The following is a 17,082-nucleotide window of genomic DNA, read 5'->3' as shown; positions in this document are numbered from 1 at the left end:
TAGAAATACTCGATAATGATGCGTATATTTGAGATAGTAAATAATAATAAAGCTATCTATGAAAAAAATAGGATTTTTGTCGTTTGGACATTGGGCGAATCATCCTTCCTATAAAGCTCGTACGGCTAGCGATACACTTCTTCAATCTATTGATTTGGCAGTTGCTGCAGAAGAAATTGGTTTGGATGGTGCTTATTTTCGAGTACATCATTTTGCCCGACAATTGGCATCGCCTTTTCCGTTACTCGCAGCAATTGGCGCTAAAACGAGCAAAATAGAAATTGGAACAGGAGTTATCGATATGCGTTACGAGAATCCCTTGTATATGGTTGAAGATGCCAGTGCCGCTGATTTAATTTCAGAAGGACGTTTGCAATTAGGAATCAGTAGAGGATCACCGGAACAGGTTATTGACGGTTGGCGCGCTTTTGGTTATGAACCTGAAAAAGGCGAGACAGATGCTGATATGGGACGTAAAAAAGCTTTAGAGTTCTTAGAAAGGCTTAAAGGAGAAGGATTTGCTGAGCCAAATCCATTTCCTATGTTTCCTAATCCTCCAGGTTTGTTGCGTTTGGAACCACATTCAGAAGGATTACGAGATAGAATCTGGTGGGGAGCTGCGTCTAATGCAACCGCTGTTTGGGCTGCTGAAAACGGAATGTATCTGCAAAGTTCTACCTTGAAGTACGACGAAAACGGTAAACCTTTCCATATTCAGCAAGCAGAACAAATCAGGTTGTATAAAGAAGCATGGAAAAAAGCCGGACATGACCGTGAACCACGAGTTTCAGTTAGCCGTTCTATTTTTGCATTAATGAACGATCAGGACAAAATGTACTTTGGCGATCAAGGCAGAGGATCAGACAGTTTTGGTAACATCGAAAGTGATAAACGAGCAATCTTCGGAAAAAGCTATGCTGCTGAACCTGATAAACTCATCGCCGAGTTGAAACAAGACGAAGCCATTCAGGAAGCCGATACGTTGTTGCTGACAATACCAAATACATTGGGCGTTGAATACAATGTTCATATATTGTCGTCGATACTTGAACATATTGCTCCGGAAATGGGCTGGCGATAAACAACTTCAAAACAAACATAAAAAGCTCTCTTATTTTTTTAAGAGAGCTTTTTTGCGTTTAATTTGTTTAAAGTCAATAGATTATTGGTTCCGATCAAGTTTTAAGCAAATAAAAGCTTGTTTTATTTAAGTGCATAATTGATAAAACCTCCATCAACTACTATTTCAGTTCCCGAGATAAAACTCGCCGCATCAGAAGACAAGAATAGTACCGTTTTGGCTATTTCGCTTGGATCTCCTAATCTTTGAAGCGCTACAGCATTTGCAAGATATTCTTTTGCTTCAGCAGGAACAACTGTATCTAATCCGGGAGTTTCGATAGGTCCGGGGCTCACGATGTTGACACGGATTTTTCGTTCTGCAAGTTCATTTGCTGCAATTTGAGCAATTTTATTTAACGCTCCTTTTGTGGCAGAATAAATACTGGTTGATAAATTTGAGGTCGTTGCTACTGTTGACGAAGTAAATACGACCGAAGCGCCGTTTGCTAAATAAGGAAGTAATTTTTGCAGAGTAAAAAAGTGACCTTTAACGTTGGTGTTAAACTGAGCATCAAAATCAGCCTCTGTTACCTGATCAATTGTTGCGAATGTTCCAATTCCTGCATTTAGGAAAAGAACATTTAATTCTCTTTTACTTTCTGAAAACGCATTTATCAAAAGAGAGATATCTGCCAAATTTGAAGTGTCTGAAACTACAGTAGTCAATTTAGTGCTGTTAATTTCGGTTGCTGCTTTTTGAAGATTTTCGCTATTTCTTCCTGTAATCCAAACGTTTGCTCCTGAATTTATAAATTCTTTAGCAGTCGCTAATCCAATTCCTGTAGTTCCGCCAATTATGATGACATTTTTGTTTGTGAAATCCATTTCTATGTAATTTTTAGTATTAATAGAGCAAAGTTAGTACAGGTAGATTTATTTTAGTTACTTTGTAACAAAAAGTAACAGTAACATTTGAGTAACAAGGTAACTTATGGAAGACAGTGAATGTCAATTAGGACATAAAAAAGAGATTATGGCAGTTCATGATGCCATGGATGTGTTGAACGGAAAATGGAAAATTTCGATTATTTCCTCTATCTGTTATTACAACAAAAGAAGATTTTCGGATATTTTAAGTGATGTTAGCGGCATTTCAAATAAAATGCTGAGTAAAGAATTAAAAGAGTTAGAGATGAATCAACTCATAAGCCGAACTGTTTTAGATACTCAGCCTATAAGTGTTCAATATCAGCTAACAGAGTATGGCTTGACATTAAAAGAGATCATAAAGAAACTTACAGCTTGGGGAATAGAACATCGAAAAATGATTACAGGAAACAGATAAATCTTCTTCTTAAAAGTATTTGAGTATTATTATCAATAATTTAGATTATTGATTTTCAGTATATATACTGTTTTTACATTGCAAAATATTTTTTAATTTTATAAGTATAAACCATACACTTATTAATCAAATATTAAATTACATTATTATGGAAAAAAGTATATTAATTATTGCTATTCTTTTGATGGTGTCTTGCGGAAAAGAAAAAGCATCGTCACAAGCCCAAGTGCAAAATGATACTGTAAATACGGTATCAATAAAAAAAGATCACATCTTAGTTACGGAACCTCTCACCGCAGAAGAACAAGCCAAACTGAAACCAATCGATGTGATTAATCGTTTAAAACAAGGAAATAAAGATTTTGTCGAAGATAATTTAACAGTTCGAAATACGACCGAACGTGTTCGAAATGCCTCGTTAGGTCAATTTCCTAAAGCAGTTGTATTATCTTGTCTCGATTCCCGAGTTCCCGTTGAAGATGTATTTCACAGTGGTTTAGGTAATTTGTTTGTTGCCAGAGTTGCGGGAAATATCGTCAATGATGATATATTGGGAAGTCTTGAATATTCTTGCAAAGTATCCGGAGCCAGAGTAGTAGTTGTATTAGGACACGAATATTGCGGAGCAGTTATATCAGCCATTAAAAATGTAAAACTAGGAAACATCACAACTTTACTGGATAAAATACAACCTGCAATTGCAACAGCTAAAAAAGATTTTAAAGGACAAGCCAAAGCTGATAATGAAGAGTTTGTAGAGGCAGTTTGTGACGCAAATGTGTATCATTCGATAGCGGAAATTAGAGAGAGAAGTCCAATTTTGAAAGAGATGGAAAAAAAGGGCGAAATAATTATTTGCGGAGCCGTATATAATATGAAAACAGGCAGAGTAGAGTTTTTAAAATAAAATTAATCTGGTAAAGACATTAAGACGCTAAGTTTCTTGACAAAAAACTTAGCGATAGATTTATAGAACTATGGATACCTTTGTCAAAGTTTTAAACTTTGACAAAGGTTTGCGTAATCTAAATATACCTCAATATTGTCATTTCGACGGAGGAGAAATCTCCACGAGAAGCTCGACAAAGATTGGATTCTCTTTACAGAGTTACTTGTGAAGATTTACTTCGTCTGTTCGCTATCGCTCGGGTCTCCTCCGTCGAAATGACAAAATCTTCTCGATTTTGTGTCTTTACTATTATTAGAATTCTAATTTACAATTTACTATACTGTTTCGGTTTAACACCAATATGAGCAACAAAGACTTTCGAAAAATGACTTAAATTGGTGAAACCTAATTTGTAACCAACATCAGAAACGGATAAATCTCCTTGTTTTAGAAGTATTGCAGCTTCTTTCATTCTAAATTCCTGATAATAATTGAAAATACTATTCCCGAAAATCTGCTTAAATAAATTCTTCAGTTTGGTAGGACTCATATTAGCAGAAACGGCAAGATCGTTAATTACAGGCGGAATGCTTAGATTTTCAAGCATTTGCTGTTTTGCTTTGTAGATTTTTTCAACATCATTAGGGTTTAAAGTATAGAGTTGTTTTGTATCTCTTTTTTCTAATTCAATTAATAATCGGCAAATCAGTTCTTCGGCTTTTATTCTTAGAAAAAATAGCTTGAAAGTTTTTGTAACAGATTCTGATATAATTTCATCTGCAATTTTCTGTAAAGAAGGATATAACATTTGTTCGAATAACAAAGGCTGCTTATTCTGTAACAGATTGTATAAAATCGTTGATGTTTCAGAAATTTCAAATAGTTCGCTCAAATAATCAGCATTTATCTCAATATTGATAGTCGCAGTATTGGTATGAATGGGAATTACAGCATCGGTATTCAAACTACTAGTTCCGATTAAAACCGATGGAAGGGTTTTTAACAACACTTCTCCAGGCAAAGTTTCTGCTACAGGAAAGATATTCTGAAACTTAAAAAATAGTGTTTTCTTCGAATGATCGAGATCTATATTTTCGACAATTATATCTTCATTAAGCTCATAATTAGAAATGATCATTCTGATATTGGCATTAAACCTAAAGCCAATACAATATCCTCTTCCAAACTTTTCAGGAATTTCCAGTTTCCAGTCTTTTATTTCTGTATTCAATAAATGAGCAAATGCTTTTAGAACATTTGGCACAGTTTGCTTTTGAATCATAAAATGTCTTTTACGGCTATTTTTATGCCTAATAAGATTATTTTGACTCTAATGTAGTGAATAAATTTGTACCATAATTTAAAAGTTTTTAAAATCATGAAATCTAAGAAATATAAATTGTGGATTATTATAGGAATCGTTCTTTTGAATTCCATTGGTTTTTCTATTGTATTGCCGCTTCTTCCTTTTTTGATAAGCAAGTATTTACCCTCTCAACAAGTAGTTATAGGCATGAGTTTACTGATGTCGGTTTTTGCAGTATGTTCCTTTTTTTCGGCACCGGTTTTTGGAGCATTGAGCGACAGATACGGAAGAAAAAATATCCTTTTGATCAGTTTGCTTGGTTCTGTAATTGGCTATATTTTGTTTGGAATTGGCGGCGCATTATGGATTCTTTTCCTTGGACGAATAATCGACGGACTTACAGCGGGAAATATCAGTATTTTATTCGCTTATATAGCTGATACAACTGAACCTAAAGAAAGAGCCAAATGGTTTGGATATATTGGCGCCGTTATGGGAATAGGAAAAATTGGCGGACCTGCTTTGGGCGGATTATTAGGAAGTATATCAATCGGATTACCATTTTTTGTAACAGCGGTTTTAATATTTCTTTCTGGTGTAGCGGTTTATTTTCTTTTGCCCGAATCATTGGCTCCCGAAAAACGAACCAAACATTTATCGGTTTCCAGTTTTAATACTTTTTCTCATTTTAATGAAATTTTCAAACTAAAAGGACTCAAACCTTTACTTATTTTAGGCGTTTTATTCTATATAGGTTTAAGTATATTTCAGTTTAATTTTACCCTTTTCTTAAAAGATATTTACCAATGGACTCCCGGATTTATTGGTGGAATTTTAACCTTTGTTGGCATTTGTGATATTCTTACCAGAGCTGTTTTGTTGCCTTGGTTATTGAAACATTTCAACGAGAAAAATATCGGAACTACAGGTTTAATTATTTTAGGAATTGGTCTAGGATTAATTCTGTTAAGCGTTTATGTACATTCGACAGTACTAATTTCACTTGCGGTAATCTGTATTATTTCGGGCGAAGGTTTATTTGATCCAACATACAATGGCAAATTATCGCAATCTGTAGAAGAAAGTAAACAAGGGAAATTGCAGGGTGTAAACCAAAGTTTACAGTCGGCTATTAATGTGTTTATTCCGTTGTTGGCGGCGGCTATTTATTATTATAGTCCAAGTATTTTGTATGCAACTGCGGCATTTATTGTGCTTATGGCTGCAATGATGTATGTGAAGTATAAACCGAAGAATTAATTAGCGGAAACTAGCTCAAAGCTGCTCGGTTAAAACCTATTGTGTCTCGATATAATTGTGGTGAGATATCAGTTTTGCCTTTGAATACACGGCTAAAATAATACTCATCATCATAACCAAGTTCATAAGCAATCTCTTTTACGGTTTTGTTTGTGAGATATAGTTCTCTTTTTGCTTCGACAATGATTCTTTCGGTTATCAAGTCAGAAAGTGTCATGTTGAAGTGATTTTTTGCAGCTCGTGCAAGCACAACAGGCGTTACATGAAGCATATCGGCATATTCACTTGCAGAATGTTTGGTTCGGAAATTATCTTCAATTGCATTTCTTAAGTTTTGGATAATAAGCAATTGTTTGTCATTGCGAACTTCATTGTTAATAGTTTGTTGCTCGAGTTTTATTCGGGTTGCAAGCACTAAAAATATTTTGAGATAAGAAACCAAAACCTCATCTTTTCTCAAAGCTTCCATTTTCAATTCGGCGATAATTTCGTTAACGATATTTAGGAGCGTTTGTTTATTATTTTGATCTAGAAGTATAAAAGGCTGCTGATAAATATTGTTGAACAAAATACCATTTGCGGCGATCTCTTTGTGATTTCTGTATATGCAGAAAAAATCATGATGAAACTGAATAGAAATTCCGGTCAAAACTCCTTCTGAAGCCAACATAAAAGGCTGATATGGATAAAAAGCAAACAAAGTATTTTCTTTAAAACTATATTCGGAAAGATCAACCTTAGCTAATCCTTCGCCTGACGTAATAAGAATCAACGTAAAGTAATTATTGCGCTGAATATGATCAAAATAACTACTGTTATCAAACTCAAATACTTTGAATGATAAGTTGCCATTTTGCTGATTAACCAGCGTATATACAGATTGTGATAACATAACGATTCACGATTTGTTTAATAATTCTAAAAATTGAGCATTAAGAGCATTGCATTCTTCTGTACAAATATCGCCGATAACTTTTGGTTTATTTCCCCATTTCGGAACATCTTCTGTTGCCAAAACATTGTATTTTGATGTGAAACCGCCAACATAAGGAACACTTGTACCATAAACGATTTCAGGTATTTTGTGATGGCGAATCATATACGAACACATAATACAAGGTTCATGTGTAGTGTACATTTTTGCCAAATGTAGTTTATCTGAAAATCCATTTTTTAACGCGTCTCTAATTGCCATTATTTCGGCATGATTGGTAATGTCTCCAGTTGATTTTCCTGATTCGATACCTGTACCAATTACTTTTTTATCTAAAACAATAATGGCACCCACAGGCGGATTACCTTCTGCCAAAGCAGTTTTAGCAAGATCCAAACATTGATGCATATAATCTTGAAATTCCTTTTGCATAATTTATAATTTAAAGGTCATTTACGTTTGATTTTATAAAGGTATATTTTTTTAACACATAGAAACATAGTCCCGAAGCATCGGGATAAACTAAAATAAGGCGTTTCACTTAATCTAAATACACATAGTAAGCTATGTGAAAGAAATGTATTTCTTTTTGTCTCCTTTTTTTTGCACATAAAATCTATGTTTCGATGTGTTTAACATTTTTTTACATGATTAAAAACTGTCCTCTAAAAGAATAAGAGGACAGTTTAAAACAGAGTTAGAAAATCAAAATTTCGTAACCTTCTTTTCTAAGGTTAACAAAACTTGGCAAACCCGGAGTTCCCGGAACTTCATTATCATTCAATAATTCATAACCTGAAATTTCAGTACCAAATACGGCAACGCAACCTTTAGAAAGACCGTGAACATGATCTTTTACTTCGTTATAAAGAGCGTGAACCGGATGTTCAGGTTTTTCCAGTTGTTCAGGCCATCTAATACCTGCACCCTGAAAAATAATTTTGACATCTTCACCTTCGTGTTTGAATTCATATGCTGATGCTAAAGCATTGAATACACGTCCTAACGCTTCTTCTGAACCTACTTTTGGATCAGACAGAATAATAATTGCTGTTTTTTTCATTTGATTAATTTTTATTAACAGGGCAAAGATCCGGCAGCAATTGTCGCTAAAGAATGGATGAAATTTACTTTATGATGGAGAATTTTTTCAGCATCAGATTTCTTACGAGATACTGTTATTGGTAGGATTTAAAAACTTAGAATAAAATATGACTTTGGAAAATTAGATTCAAAACGTCCATTATAAAGTAAAAATTCTCCATTTCTTCCGAAGCAATCTCTAAGCAACTTTGCATCAGATAATAATTCACATAAGTAGAACTTTAAAAAATAAATAATATGTCTGTTTCTGATTTATTTAAACCTCTTAGTTTGCTGCATGGTTCGGCAATGAGAAATCGTTTTATGTTAGCGCCGTTAACGAGTCAGCAAAGTGATTTTGATGGTACAGCATCTGAATACGACCAATATTGGATGGAACAACTTTCTCAAGGCGGTTACGGATTAATTCAAACCAGCGCCTCAACCGTAGAAGCCGGAGGTATAGCTTTCGAGCGCCAGTTAGGGATTCATAGTGATAATCATTTATCGGGTTTAAGCAAAATGGCAACTTCTATTCGCAATGGAGGCGGATTATCAGCGGTGCAATTGCATCACGCCGGACATCGTGCCAAAGCTTCAATAGGAGGGATTCCGGCTCCTGCATCGGGAAAAACAGTAGAAGGAATCAAAGCAATTACAACCGAAGAAGTAGAACGAATTCAGGATAGTTTTATCGCTGCTGCGAAAAGGGCTCAACTGGCAGGATTTGACGGAATTTCAGTTCATGGTGCTTTTGGATGGATTCTTTCGGAATTTATGTCTCCAAATTTGAATGATAGAACCGATAAATACGGTGGAAGTCTGGAGAATCGTGCTCGTTTTACAATTGAAGTTATTGAAGGAATTCGCAAAGCTTGCGGCCCGGATTTTCAAATTGGATGGCGATTGTCGATTGAGCGATACGGACTTCTTTTGGAGGAATTACGGGAAGTGACCGCGGATATTTTTGATCGGGAATTAATCGATTATTTAGATTTAGCTTTGTGGGATTCGGCTCAAATCGTTCGTGAAGGAACTTTTAAAGGCAAAACTATGTTGAGCGTTTTTACCGAACTTCCCCGTAAGGGAGTACGTTTAGGTGCTGCAGGAAAAATTATGAGTGCGCAACGTGCCGGAGAACTTCTGGATGAAGGTTGTGATTTTGTACTTATTGCTCGTGCAGCGATTCTTCAGCGTGATTTTCCGCTTCAGGTAAAAGCAGACGCAATGTACGATAGTCCGCAATTACCTGTAATGGCAGATTATTTGCGTCAAGGCGGATTAAGTGAACGTTTTATTGATACAATGCGTGGTTGGCAGACTTTTGTAAAAGCAGGTTCATTATAAAAAAAAGCCCATTTCCTAAGAAATGGGCTTTTTTGTGATTGGCTTTTACGGAATAATTTATAAATCATTTTGTTGCTGGATTTTATTTTATTCCGACCAAAATTGTTTTAAAGTGAATAACAACTATTGCGCATCCCAAGACGCGCTTGGATAAGTAATAGAACTTGTTACCGGAGCTTTCCAATATTCCTGACTTCCGCCTCGGAAAGTGTGTAGACTTACTGCATTTACATTTCGCTTAGAATCGTTAGTTACCCAACGAATGGTTTGATTCAATAATTCTGTTCCATTTACATAATATTTGACATATCCGTTTGTGCTAGATCCCGTATTTAACTTAACAGATATCTGACAGTTATAAGTAACTCCTTCTTGGATGAAGTATTTTTTTCCGAAATCATTACCAAATTGCCCCGGCTGATCTCTATAATACACATAAGGCTGAAGATAAGCTCCGCTTCCTTTAGCAGAATTGGATCCATTTGGGCAATACCACATGAATCTGGCACTTCCGCCATTTCCATCCCATCCCGGATCACCACCAGTGTTTTGGTCACCAATTAATATACCGTATCCGCATTTACCGCCTCGGCTCCAGTAAAATCCCGAATTAAATTTCATTTGGAACCAAACCGTGTAAACACCTTCAGACCAAACTCCATAAGACGTACACAAACCACCCGGACATGATAATGTATTGGTTTGCAAAGTGATTGTTCTCGATCCGGCACTACCTGCTAATGCAGCAGCAGCTGATGCGGCGGCTTTTTTAGTGTTTTGTTGTAATTCATTGTTGACGATTTGGCTCTCGTCTTTGTTAACGCTTTGCTGCGCATTTAAATCTTGTTCCTTTTCGCAGGAGTTAAACACTAATGCTGTAATAAAAAGCAAACTTGTTAATTTTAATAATTTTTTCATTTTTAAAGGTTTAGGGTTAGTAAAAAAATAACAATTACATCGTTGATAATGAAATAGAAAGCTTTTAATAATTTTCAAAATCAGTATCAATGAGATTAGTAATTGATATAGCAAAGTTGATTAATAACAATTTGTAAATGGATTAAAAAAGTACGATTTTGGGTACACAGAAATCCCGAAGTGGTATTTTCTGCCTATTTTTTAGGTTTTAAAATGAGTATTAGTAAAAAGAGGTGAAAAAGAATGTATAAGATTCAGATAATTAATGATTTAGTATCTTATGTTGCAAATAAGATTATATATAGTATTTAACTTAATGAGATTTGGAGCTAATGTTTATAACAATAAAAACACCGCAACTGATTACTATTATATAATTTTGTAATCTATAAAGTAACTTGCTTCTTAAGATATACGATGAACAATACATTTTCTGACAACAGCCAAATAGGACTAGTTTCTACTTTTTCTGAGCTTATAAATACTGATTTCAAAGGAGAAAGGAACGCATTATGCTGGTACAGAAATTTGGATGGCGATTTTAATGAGATTGTAGCGCAATTGTCTTTAGAAGATAACATAACCGAAGTTTATCCCGAGGATCTAATAGCGCTCCAATTATCAGAAAAGGGAAATATAGCAAGAGAAATAATCTTAAACGATTTGCAATTATTAACGGATTTTGGCGCTTCGCCTTCTCTTAATTTACTAAAGTGTTATGAACGTGACGACGAATTTGATTTCATATCGACAGATGTGTATTCGTTTCATGTTGACCGTTCGCCCATTGCAACAGATACTTTTTTATGTACGTATCACGGAGCGGCAAGTGATATTGTTTCTAATTCGGGAGCAGAACAAAAAATCCTGATTCCGGAAATCCGAACAAAGTTAAAAGAGCTGCATGATGGACCAGAAGAAGAATTCGAAGACTTTTTGAAGGAAAATTATTTCGATCTGCATTATCAGCTAAATGCAGATGCAGAACTTGTTAATCTGGGTTTAGGACATCTTTGGCGATTGGCCGTAGATCATCCAAAACAAGAAGTTTTGCCTTGTATTCATAGAGCACCAATAGAAAATGAAGGAGAATATAGGTTGTTGCTGATTTGTTAAGGAAATAAAATTTAAGGATTACAATCTTCTTGTATCCTGATGATCTCAAATTAATACTTCTATATTTCGTTTTTCTAATCAACTACTTTACAAAGAAAAATTGAGCCTCATTGAACAAAAATTCTCATTAATAAAATTATAAAATTGGTTAGTTGTAATTCGTTTTTTACCTAAATATCAGCCAGAGAGCAAGAATTGTAGTTAAATTTTCGTGTTTTTAGAGAATAAAGCAGTAACAAAAGCGTTCTTAAACAAAACTATATTATGGGCTTATTTGATTTTATGATAGTGGAAATAGCTATGGATTTAGGAACGGCTAATACTTTAATAATTTATGACGGAAAAATCGTAGTAGATAGTCCATCAATTGTGGCAAGAGATATCAGGAATGGAAAAATTATCGCTGTAGGTAAAGAAGCTAGTTTAATGCAGGGTAAAACACATGAAAATATTAAAACAATCCGACCGCTAAAAGATGGCGTTATTGCTGATTTTGATGCTTCGGAAAAAATGATCAGCTGGTTTATAAAAAACATACCAGAATTGAAGAAAAACTTTTTTACTCCTGCATTGCGAATGATTGTATGTATTCCCAGTGGTATAACGGAAGTGGAAATGAGAGCAGTAAAGGAGTCTTGCGAAAGAGTAAATGGTAAAGAAGTATTTTTAATTCATGAGCCTATGGCAGCTGCGATTGGAATGGGGCTGGATGTTATGCTTCCTCAAGGAAACATCATTGTGGATGTTGGAGGAGGAACTACCGAAATTGCCGTTATTGCTCTTGGAGGTATAATTTGCGACAAATCGATAAAAATTGCCGGTGATGTTTTTACCAATGATATCTTGTATTACATGAGAACTCACCATAATTTGTATATTGGAGAGGCGTCTGCAGAGGCAATAAAAATTGATGTTGGAGCTGCTATGGAAGAACTTGAAACGGCTCCTGATGACATAACGGTTCGCGGAAGGGATCTTCTTACCGGAAAACCTAAGGAGGTACACGTTAGTTATCGTGAAATTGCAAGAGCTTTAGATAAATCAATACAAAGAATTGAAGATGCCATTATGGTGACGCTTTCATTGACGCCGCCGGAACTTGCTGCCGACATTTATAATGCAGGATTATATCTCGCAGGAGGAGGAGCACTGTTGCGCGGTCTTGATAAACGAATATCACAGAAGACAGAATTACCCGTATTTATTGCAGAAGATCCTTTAAGAGCGGTGGTTAGAGGCACCGGCATTGTTTTAAAAAATATAGCTAAATATAAAAGTGTACTTATAAAATAGAAAGATTTTGTTGCATCTGTTTTAGACAAAACTTAGCTCTAGATGCGAAAGAATCCAAAATTACAGGATACAAAAAATGCCGGACTCTTTAAAGGAATCCGGCATTTTTAATATAAGGTAAGTTATTTTATTTTTTGATGATTTTATTAATAGATAGTATTTTGTTACCACTACTTAAAGTGTAAATATAAATACCTCTCCAAAGACGACTGATATCTATTTGTACGGTGTTTTCAGTTGCATTTCCTGTTATTTCTACTGGTGTAACAACCTGAAATCCAAATATGTCATACAATTTTATTGTCATATTTTTTGGTTTGTCTGCTTTAACCGTAAAATTGACAAAGTCAGTTGCAGGATTAGGATATGCTTTTATCGAAACTCCTCCGTTTGGTTCACAATCTGGTGGTAAAGTTTTTACAATATTTACAGTAAAAGAACAACTTGTTGTATTTCCTGCTGCATCAACTACTTTGAAAGTATTGGTAGTAATACCCATTGGGAAAACACTTCCTGATTTCAATCCTGATGTTTGTGTAACGGTAATAGCAGAACAGTTATCAGTTGCTAAAGGAGTAGAATAGGTTACTACCGCACCATTTATTCTGTTATCTTTTTTCTGGATAATGTTTTCCTGACAGCTTAATATTGGTAATTCAGTGTCTTTTACAATTACATTAAATGAGGTTGTTGCTGTATTTCCAGACGCATCAGTTACTTTAAATGTATTTGTTGTTACTCCAACCGGAAATACAGTACCAGAAGCTAATCCTGCAGTTTGAACCGTAGTTGCTCCCGGAAAATTGTCGGTTCCTACTGGAGCTACATAGGTAATTTTTGCTCCGCATATTCCTGTATCATTACTTTGCGTTATTGTTGCAGGTGCTGTAATAACAGGTAATTTTGTGTCAGTTATGGTTAAAGACTGAGTAACATCGGCTGCAGCCAAATAATATTCGTTTCCTGATTGAGAAGCTGTAATTGTTACTGTTCCTGCGCTAATTACCTGGATTTTTCCGTTACTAATTTTTGCAATAGCTTCATTAGAACTTGCATAAGTAACTGCTAAACTAGATGTTGCTGTAGCATTTAGATCATAAGATGTAGCATCTGTAATAGTGATAGAAGGGAAGTTTATGCTTTGCGCTGCTTTCTTAAAATCAAAACGTGCAATAACAGGTCCGTGATCAGAGGTTGTATTCACATAATTCGGAATATCCAAACGCGGATCATAAACAGTAGTAGAATTTGGAATATACTCGTTTGTCAGTTCATTAGAAATAATAATATGATCTAAAAATCCTCCCGAAGCTAAGTAACTATAAGCTCCTGCTTTACTAATTTCTAAAGTTAAAGCATTATAACGAGCAGTATCTTCTACTATTTTTTGATACGAAGAAGGATTCGGAGTAATAACAGATACATCGACATCATCATTATAATCTCCCAGAATCATAAAGTTTGCATCAGGAAATTCTACATCTAAACTATCTTTTAATAATTCAGCGTCGTATTTACGCATGTTATATTTCGAAATATCAGTTCCGCTATTGGCGCGACCATGAAGATCGATAATGTTGATTTCTTTTTTAACGCCGTTAATGTTCGTTTCAACATTCACTAAATAAGGCAAACGTCCGGAAGCAAAGAAACTAGAACTATTACCACCAGGATAATTAGGTAAACTGGTATTTCCTGCACGAATATTATCGTACAAAGTGTTAAACATAACGCGTGTTTTATTTACTTTGGTTGTTTGTGTATTGTAAATAACCACTAGTTTTTGAGGAGGGAAAAGAGGATCTGGTGGCGAAAATGAATAAGACCACGCCGGAGAAATACTTTTGTCAAATGTTTTACCATTTACGCTTATTTTCTGAATCAAAGATTCCAAAGCAGCTTCATCAGAAACTTCCTGAACGACATAAACATCGGCGTTTAATTTATTCATTACTTTAGCTACATTTTCAACTTGCAATGCATCGTCAATTGGACCAAATTCTCCGCTTGTTCCAACTACATCACTTCCAAAAAACTCTAAGTTGTAACTTACAATATCAAAAGTTTCAGATTTTGGAAAAGAAGAACCTGTAAAACGACCTATTTGTTGGTTTAATCCGGTAGATGTAACCGTTAAAGAGCCTTCTAAACTTAATGCTTTTACTGAAGGAGCAAAACGTGCATAAATAGTTTTACCAACTAATGCATCATTTGCAGAAACAGTAATACTGGATTGAAAATTAGTATTGTCAAGCGCTAATTGAAAATTGGTTGGTGCAGAAATCGTAAAATCACCATAACCTCCAGCCATGAAAATAAACGATTGACTGTCTGAAGTTGAATTTGCGTTTGTTTCGCTAAAATTTAAATTCGGATTAGAAGCTAAAAATGTTGCTTCATTGGTAATACTTACATCATCAATTGTCCATTCGGCTGCATTATCTGCACCTGAAGCAGTAGTTTCATATACCCACGCGATATAAGTGTTATCAGATTTATAAGCACTTAAATTGATGAAGTTAGACGCTTTAAAAACTCCTGTAGTTAAAGGGAAATCACCTTCAATTTCTGTCCATGTAGCAGTTTCAGGGCTGCTTGTTCCGTCATAATTAACAGAAACCATTAATTTTAAGTTTGGACCCGAATAGAATTTACGGGAATAAAAAGATAATAATGGAAATTTATCGAAACTATCTAAATGTAATCGAGGTGAAATTAACCAATCCTTACTAGCTCCGTTTTCGGCATAACCATTTATGGAGACTGCTGCTGGTGAACTATTAAAACGGCTGCTTGTACTTGCCCATTTAATTTTATCACCTGCAACGCTATAAGCAGTCCAGCCACTGTTTGTAAGTACATTTACATCATTAAAATTTTGAGAATAAGGATTGATTCCTGTACCGGTTAATAATACCGTTTTTGTACTTGCTCCTGAAGTTTGATGGTCTATTTGTCCCGAAAAATTACCAGTTCCATTAGGTGTGAATCGCACATAAACCGTTGGAGTATTATTAGTATCAAAATCTTGTACATTAAAAACCAAAGAAGATTGGAAACTATCATTTGGATTTTTTGAAATTGTAAAATTATTTGAAGCAGTAACAGTAACTACATCATTAAGATGAAGCGCCTGAATTTGATAACTGCTTGTTTTGGATGCAAAATTTTGTTCTGAAAAACCAAAATCTATTATATTCTTTGTTATGGATATTGAAGGTACTAAAACATTAGAGGTTTTTACATTCAGCTGATTACTGTCAGTTTGAATATTGCCATAAGAATCTTCTGAAATAGCGTAAACAACGTAATCTGTATCAATAGTTAAATTGGAAATACTTTTAGTGTAAGCCAAAGTTTTGTCGGTCACATCAAATATACCAGATTGTAAAGCGGCATTTCCATTGGCATCCAAACCTGATTTGATTTGAGAAGCGCTTGGTTTTGAACTTCCTGATGCTAATAATACAAAATATGTTTTTCCAGTTTCGTTTAGTTGAGTTGAAAAATCAAAACCATTGGATAGGATATTTTCTATTTTAGGATATCCATCAGCGTATGCAGGCGGAGTAGTGTCATTTTGAATCGTAATATTATCAATAGCAAAAGAAGGACGAGAACCTGCGCCTGAATTTTGTCTGGAAATCCATCTTAATTGTACAACCGGCTGATTGTCGCATTCAGTCGGTAAAATTACACTAATCGTAACGGGATTTAAAGGAGAAGTAACTCCGGAAGTCGTTTGTTTAACAGTATTGCTTAAATATGAAGTCGAAGGCAAAGTAGTAAAAACTGAAGATTCTCCTATTCGATATTGCAAAACCATTTCATTAATACGAGTGTTGGCAGTTCCGTCATAAGGATTACGAATTACCATCGCATCATATTGTACTACGATGCCTGACTTTGTCAATGTGTTAATTGCTAAACCAATTGTTAAGTCTAATGAACCGGAATTTAAAAATCCAATTTTTCCATTGTAATTATGAATATTACCACTTGTGGTAGAAGCAGAGCTGCTGGCTGTTAGCGCTCGATCTCCTACTAAGACAGCGTTTGTATTGTATGAACTTCCGGGAATTGTACTTGCTGTCCAACCCTGTAATCCTGAGGGATATGCGGTAGAGGTCGCTTCTAATAAGGAAAAATCTTGTACATAAGGCAAATTTTGAGGTGCCGGAGATGTTCCTTGTGCAAATAAGGACATTGAGAAGCACCAAAAAAGACTTAAAAAGGCCATGAGATGGCGAGTTTGGTAAAAGTGTTTCATTTGTTAAAAAATAAGGTTGTTAGAATTCAAATTTAGGACCTTTAAAGTTAAGCTATTATTATAAAATTTATAAATTTACTGTCTTTATTTAGGAATTTTAAGATTAAAATTAATCAATTTATTCAGTAAATTAACCATATTGATAAAAAAAACTTGTAAGATTTAGAGGATAGCAAATACTTGAATACTTGAATTTGATAAGGAAGAAAAGGAAAATAGCAGAAAGAATTACGCACAAAATTTTACGGTTTTGCCATAA

14 protein-coding genes are annotated in these 17,082 nt (G+C 34.8%); 7 read left to right on the top strand and 7 right to left on the bottom strand.

The features are described 5' to 3' along the window. Positions 1 to 58 precede the first annotated feature (58 nt). A complete protein-coding gene (locus tag C8C83_RS24100) occupies positions 59 to 1,081 on the top strand; it encodes an LLM class flavin-dependent oxidoreductase (protein ID WP_121331072.1) in 1,023 nt (340 codons plus the stop codon). A 122-nt stretch (positions 1,082 to 1,203) separates the two neighbouring features. Here the strand turns inward: C8C83_RS24100 and C8C83_RS24095 are convergent, their stop codons facing one another. Further along, positions 1,204 to 1,947: an SDR family oxidoreductase gene (locus tag C8C83_RS24095; protein WP_121331071.1), complete on the bottom strand. Its 744-nt coding sequence runs from the start codon at positions 1,945 to 1,947 to the stop codon at positions 1,204 to 1,206. A gap of 106 nt (positions 1,948 to 2,053) precedes the next feature. Between C8C83_RS24095 and C8C83_RS24090 the strand changes: the two genes are divergently transcribed. Beyond that, complete coding sequence (locus C8C83_RS24090; protein WP_121331070.1) at positions 2,054 to 2,407, top strand: helix-turn-helix domain-containing protein; 354 nt, start codon at positions 2,054 to 2,056, stop codon at positions 2,405 to 2,407. Between the two features lie 148 nt (positions 2,408 to 2,555). After that, the gene (locus C8C83_RS24085; RefSeq protein ID WP_233566196.1) at positions 2,556 to 3,314 is read left to right on the top strand and encodes a carbonic anhydrase family protein; all 759 of its coding nucleotides are present in this window, start codon (positions 2,556 to 2,558) and stop codon (positions 3,312 to 3,314) included. A gap of 307 nt (positions 3,315 to 3,621) precedes the next feature. Here the strand turns inward: C8C83_RS24085 and C8C83_RS24080 are convergent, their stop codons facing one another. After that, on the bottom strand, positions 3,622 to 4,578 hold the full coding sequence (locus C8C83_RS24080) for an AraC family transcriptional regulator (protein ID WP_233566195.1): 957 nt from the start codon (positions 4,576 to 4,578) through the stop codon (positions 3,622 to 3,624). Positions 4,579 to 4,674: 96 nt separating this feature from the next. On the opposite strand from C8C83_RS24080, the gene C8C83_RS24075 reads away from it, so the two are divergent. Beyond that, positions 4,675 to 5,862, top strand: coding sequence for an MFS transporter (locus C8C83_RS24075; protein WP_121331069.1), 1,188 nt, complete (start codon positions 4,675 to 4,677; stop codon positions 5,860 to 5,862). Positions 5,863 to 5,872: 10 nt separating this feature from the next. Here C8C83_RS24075 and C8C83_RS24070 read toward each other — a convergent pair whose 3' ends face one another. The 3 genes from C8C83_RS24070 to C8C83_RS24060 all read right to left on the bottom strand — a co-directional run bounded on the left by C8C83_RS24070 (position 5,873) and on the right by C8C83_RS24060 (position 7,859). After that, positions 5,873 to 6,754: a helix-turn-helix transcriptional regulator gene (locus C8C83_RS24070; protein ID WP_121331068.1), complete on the bottom strand. Its 882-nt coding sequence runs from the start codon at positions 6,752 to 6,754 to the stop codon at positions 5,873 to 5,875. Between the two features lie 6 nt (positions 6,755 to 6,760). Beyond that, entirely contained in the window at positions 6,761 to 7,228 is a 468-nt protein-coding gene (locus C8C83_RS24065; protein WP_121331067.1) for a nucleoside deaminase, read from the bottom strand. Positions 7,229 to 7,493: 265 nt separating this feature from the next. After that, the gene (locus C8C83_RS24060) at positions 7,494 to 7,859 is read right to left on the bottom strand and encodes a DsrE family protein (protein WP_121331066.1); all 366 of its coding nucleotides are present in this window, start codon (positions 7,857 to 7,859) and stop codon (positions 7,494 to 7,496) included. Positions 7,860 to 8,137: 278 nt separating this feature from the next. Between C8C83_RS24060 and C8C83_RS24055 the strand changes: the two genes are divergently transcribed. After that, on the top strand, positions 8,138 to 9,226 hold the full coding sequence (locus C8C83_RS24055; RefSeq protein ID WP_132011937.1) for an NADH:flavin oxidoreductase: 1,089 nt from the start codon (positions 8,138 to 8,140) through the stop codon (positions 9,224 to 9,226). 123 nt (positions 9,227 to 9,349) lie between these two features. On the opposite strand, the gene C8C83_RS24050 is transcribed toward C8C83_RS24055, so the two are convergent. Next, on the bottom strand, positions 9,350 to 10,144 hold the full coding sequence (locus tag C8C83_RS24050; protein ID WP_121331065.1) for a polysaccharide lyase: 795 nt from the start codon (positions 10,142 to 10,144) through the stop codon (positions 9,350 to 9,352). A gap of 417 nt (positions 10,145 to 10,561) precedes the next feature. On the opposite strand from C8C83_RS24050, the gene C8C83_RS24045 reads away from it, so the two are divergent. Beyond that, entirely contained in the window at positions 10,562 to 11,260 is a 699-nt protein-coding gene (locus tag C8C83_RS24045; RefSeq protein WP_121331064.1) for a DUF1826 domain-containing protein, read from the top strand. A 264-nt stretch (positions 11,261 to 11,524) separates the two neighbouring features. After that, on the top strand, positions 11,525 to 12,553 hold the full coding sequence (locus tag C8C83_RS24040; RefSeq protein WP_121331063.1) for a rod shape-determining protein: 1,029 nt from the start codon (positions 11,525 to 11,527) through the stop codon (positions 12,551 to 12,553). A 127-nt stretch (positions 12,554 to 12,680) separates the two neighbouring features. On the opposite strand, the gene C8C83_RS24035 is transcribed toward C8C83_RS24040, so the two are convergent. Then, a complete protein-coding gene (locus C8C83_RS24035; protein ID WP_132011936.1) occupies positions 12,681 to 16,793 on the bottom strand; it encodes an HYR domain-containing protein in 4,113 nt (1,370 codons plus the stop codon). Positions 16,794 to 17,082 lie beyond the last annotated feature (289 nt).

This window comes from Flavobacterium sp. 90, assembly GCF_004339525.1.
Lineage (GTDB): Bacteria > Bacteroidota > Bacteroidia > Flavobacteriales > Flavobacteriaceae > Flavobacterium.
The sequence above is the reverse complement of the archived record's forward strand: the minus strand, read 5'-3'. Positions and strand labels throughout refer to the sequence as shown.